Below are 4,694 nucleotides of genomic sequence, written 5' to 3' on the forward strand. Positions count from 1 at the left end.
CATCTCACCATTCAGCGGCAGCGGCAGCAGCTCTGTGAACAAAACACTCGCCTGCAGCAGGAAATTGAAACGCGGCAGCAAACGGAGGAAATTCTCTATCAATCTCGGGCGCTGCTGGCAAGTGTGTTGAATAGTTCCCTAGACGGCGTTGGCGCGGCTCAGTCGGTACGCGATCGCCTAGGGGAAATTGCTGATTTTCGCTGCTTGGTGGTCAATCCCGTAGCGGCGCGGCTGGTGGGAAAGCGGCGCGAGGATCTTACTGGGAAGTTACTGCTGCGATCGCTGTTGGATAAGGTCGATAATGCTTTGTTTCCGTCCCTGGTTCATGTGGTAGAAACTGGACAGGTGCTAGAGCGCGAACTCCATCACGTTTATGAGGGCATTGAAACCTGGTTCCAATTGGTATCCGTGAAGCTTGGAGATGGCTTTGCCGTCACCTTTCGAGATATCACCCGTCAAAAGCAATCGGAAATGGAATTGCAGATGGCGAACCTAGAGCTGCAGCGCTTGGCGAATCTAGATGGTCTAACCCAGTTGGCTAACCGCCGCCGATTTGATGCTTACCTGGATCAAGAATGGCGACGGCTGCGACGGGAGCAACTGCCGCTATCGTTGATTGTCTGCGATGTAGACTACTTCAAATCCTACAACGATCGCTATGGGCACCAAGCGGGCGACGATTGTCTGAAGCGAATTGCCCAAGCCTTAACCGCGACAATTCGCCGACCAGCGGATTTAGTCGCCCGCTACGGAGGCGAAGAGTTGGCGATTATTCTCCCCAATACCAGTGAAGTGGGTGCCATCCATGTGGCCCAGCAAGTGTCAGTGGCGATCGCTCAGTTGCAAATTCCCCATGCCGATTCCAGCATCAGCGCCCATGTAACTGCCAGCATGGGCATTGCCAGCTTCATTCCTTCCGAGGAGCGATCGCCCCACAGTCTCTTCGCGGCGGCAGATCAGGCCCTTTATGCGGCGAAGCAGCAGGGACGCGATCGCTATTGTCTGGCGTCCCAAACCTAGGGCGATCGCGGGATAGTATCAGCCGCGTTCCTGAACAACGTTGTTTTAGGAAGCAGGTTATTCTAATCAGGAGATTTTGTATGCCATCACCCGTTTCCCTCGACCACCAGGCCTTTCGTGCGCGGCAGACAACCATCGAACTGGATGGCATCGTGGACGGTTCAGTACGGGTTGCCTATACCGATTTGGGGGAAGGAGAACCGCTGCTGCTGCTGCACGGCATTCCCACATGGTCATACCTCTACAACGATGTTATTCCTCACCTAGCCAAGCATTATAGGGTGATCGCTCCTGACTTTTTAGGTCATGGTTGGTCAGATCGACGCGATCGCTTTGATCGATCCCTAATCACCCAAGCCCAGATGATTCGCCGTTTCCTAGATGCCCTCGGTCTTGGCCGAGTGAATCTTGTGGGCCATGATACAGGTGGAGGCGTCGGTCTGATCTTAGCGATCGAATCTCCTGAACGCATCGATCGCTTGATTTTATCTAATATTGTTGCCTACGACTCTTGGCCCATCGACGATATGTTGATGCTGGGGCATCCGATGTGGAAACATAAATCGAATCAAGCCATTGTAGACTATCTGGTCAGTGGCTTGGCAGACGGTATTTCTCGCCCTGAACGGTTGACGCCGGAGTTTCAAGCTGGGATTGTCGCCCCCTATGCCGACGATGAAGGTAAGGTAAGCTTAATTCGCAATGCCTCAGCCTTGAATACCAACCACACCATGGCCTTGGTAGACCGACACTCTATGATTGCTGCACCCACCCTGTTGCTCTGGGGTGTGGATGATCCTTGGCAGCGCATTGAAGACGGAGAACGGCTAGCCCAAGAGATTCCCAACGCCACCTTGGTGCGGGTCAATCAGGCATCCCACTGGATTCCTCAAGATGCCCCCGAAGAATTTGTCCAGGGCATCCATAACTTTTTACAGGCAACCCCAGTGGCTTAGGAGGTTGGCGTCCCACAGGCTATATTCTTGTGCCAAGGAGGACATGGGATTATATCCATTACGGAAGCTAGGCTTTTCTTTTCTAGTGAATATATTAGCCTGTAAATACCGTATTTGCTCCATTTTGAGCTCATCTTGAAATCATCATGGTGCGATAAAATAATCCGCAGACTCCATCACAACTCCGCCATCTATCCTCTCTTCTGCTTGATATGCACCACCACAATTGTGCCGCGAATCAGATCACCCTGCACTGGCGATGCACGGGTGGTCTAACGTCACCATCGTCTCGATCTATCCCCATGACGGATGACAAACCAACATCTCTCTCAGCCCTCGCGCTAAGGTAGAAAGTGTTTGCTCTTTACTAGATATCACTATGCTCCTGCACCTTAGCACCTGGCCCGAGATTGACGACTACCTGACCCGCTCCCAGGGTTTAATTCTACCCATTGGCTCCACGGAGCAGCATGGGCCGACTGGATTGATTGGTACCGATGCAATTTGTGCTGAAGCGATCGCCCATGGGGTGGGTGATGCAACTCAGGCATTGGTAGGTCCGACGATTAACGTGGGCATGGCGCTGCACCATACGGCATTTCCTGGCAGCATTAGCCTGCGTCCTAGTACCTTGATCTTGGTGATTCGTGACTATTTGGTGAGCTTGACGAAGGCGGGGTTTCGCCAATTCTTTTTCATTAACGGTCACGGCGGTAATGTGGCCACGCTGAAGGCGGCCTTTGCAGAAAGCTATGCGGTGTTGAGCGATTTGCCTATTCCAGGAGGCGATCGCGTTCAGTGTCAGGTAGCCAATTGGTATATGTGTGGTTCGGTGTATCGGTTGGCTAAGGAACTTTACGGTAACGAAGAAGGTTCCCATGCTACGCCCAGTGAAGTGGCGCTAACTCAGTATGTTTATCCAGATTCGATCAAAACAACTTATCTTGATCCAAACGTTTCTTCGGGCTATCCTATCTACAGCGCTGCGGAGTTTCGCCGTCGTTATCCAGATGGACGCATGGGATCGAATCCGGCTCTGGCTACCCCCGATCATGGGCGTCAGCTCTATGAGCTAGCGGTGAAAGACTTGAGTCGGCAATATCTGGAATTCTTAACGTCTGCCTAGAAACTCACCGATGTGTTCGTCCGTCTCCACTGCCTAGGGATACCTACGGAATTCACCTGTGTCATGATGCTGAATTTCAGAGACGTATCTTGTATCCTAGGACATCATCTGAGTTGCGTGGAGATCAAGAAAGACTATGGGGCGGATGAAAAACCTTGTTGTAGGCTGCGGTGTGGCGGTGCTTTGCATTCTTAGTGTTCCAGCGATCGCTCAAGAGGTATGCCTGGCCCAAACCTATGGGCAATCGAGCAATGCTCGCCGCTATGGCACCGATGGCACCGATGGATTTCGTGGACGGGAGGGGCGATCGGGGCAGGATGGCCAAAGTCGTACCCTGGTGTTAGATGGCAGTCCGGTCAACCTCAACCTATCGGGTACCGATGGCGGTGATGGGGATGATGGCGGCAATGGGCGATCGGCCTTTTGCGGTTGGCAACCCCGCGATCGCCGTGATGTGCGGGCAGCCAATGGTGGACAGGGCGGTGATGGTGGCAATGGCGGCAATGGCGGCAATGGCGGATCGGTAACGGTGTACTATACGGATCCGGCCCAGTTGCGCTCGCTCTCGGTAATTGCAGCAGGGGGGCGCGCCGGGCGAGGCGGCCGACCGGGCTATGGGGCAGCGGGCTGTCGCTGTGAGCGCTCCTACTGGGAGGAAGAGGTTTGCACAGGCACGCCAGGCAGTGCGAATCGCAGTTGTCGAACGGAGCGCTATCGCTGTTGGGATGGTGCCGATGGTCGCAACGGGCAATCGGGCCGTAATGGCCAGCCAGGGCAGTTGGGACGGTTGACACTGGTGCAGCAGGCGGAACCGTTGGCACCGGATAATCCCACCATCACCTTCAGCCTGTCTCGCTTCCAGCAACAGCCGGTCTCTCTCTCTCGCAATATTTGGGCAACTCGACGGGGAGCCTCGACGCTGCTGGCCAGTGGATCGATCGTGGCCGATGAGTATCGCGAGTTTATGGAACGAGCGGAGCAAACGGTGCAGCTCAACTGGGCGGCGGAGCGATCGCTCTCGGAGGTGGCCAACGAGTCGCTGGGTCTGGAGCTATTGGAGAATCAATCGGTGCGGGTGACGGTGCCGGAAGATGTGTGGCTAGTCGGCGATCTGCAGTATGAGGAATCGGTGGCAACCTATACGGTGTCGGAACTGGTGCTGCGCAGTGAAGCAACCCAGCTCGCGGTGGGTGAGTTCTCAGGCAGTGGTGCAGATCTACAGTTGAGTGTGGTGGATCTGGCGGACAAATCTGATGTGGTAGCAACGCAGTTTGAGCTACGCTACCGCTCAACGGAGGATCGGTTTGGCGATCGCGGCCGCTTTGGCACGCGCTATGAGGGAGAGGTTCCAGCCGAGTGGGTCACCCAAAATTTCAACCGCTTTTCCATTGATCTAGGACAGTTGCCCATCGATGCTCGCTATCGCCAGTCGGGGGTACGGGTGGAGATTGAGCTAAAGGCGATTCGTTCCCTCGGGGGGCGATCGGCAGAACAAACCATGACTTGGCGCGGCTCGATCTAGGACTCTTTGGCAGCAATCTAGCTCCCCTGGGCAGTTTAGATCATTAGAACGAGGGGCCTAGGCCCCTCGT

4 protein-coding genes are annotated in these 4,694 nt (G+C 54.7%); all 4 read left to right on the top strand.

Annotated elements, in window-relative coordinates; translation table 11 throughout:
• The coding region (locus V6D20_16655; protein HEY9817410.1) for a diguanylate cyclase at positions 1-1,020 on the top strand (1,020 nt) is incomplete at its 5' end.
• An 80-nt stretch (positions 1,021-1,100) separates the two neighbouring features.
• Positions 1,101-1,976, top strand: a complete 876-nt coding sequence (locus V6D20_16660; protein ID HEY9817411.1) for an alpha/beta hydrolase — start codon at positions 1,101-1,103, stop codon at positions 1,974-1,976.
• 379 nt (positions 1,977-2,355) lie between these two features.
• Entirely contained in the window at positions 2,356-3,102 is a 747-nt protein-coding gene (locus V6D20_16665) for a creatininase family protein (protein ID HEY9817412.1), read from the top strand.
• A gap of 145 nt (positions 3,103-3,247) precedes the next feature.
• Positions 3,248-4,624 (top strand): hypothetical protein, encoded by a 1,377-nt coding sequence (locus tag V6D20_16670; GenBank protein HEY9817413.1) that lies wholly within the window; start codon positions 3,248-3,250, stop codon positions 4,622-4,624.
• Positions 4,625-4,694: the final 70 nt, after the last annotated feature.

The organism is Candidatus Obscuribacterales bacterium (assembly GCA_036703605.1).
GTDB lineage: Bacteria > Cyanobacteriota > Cyanobacteriia > RECH01 > RECH01 > RECH01.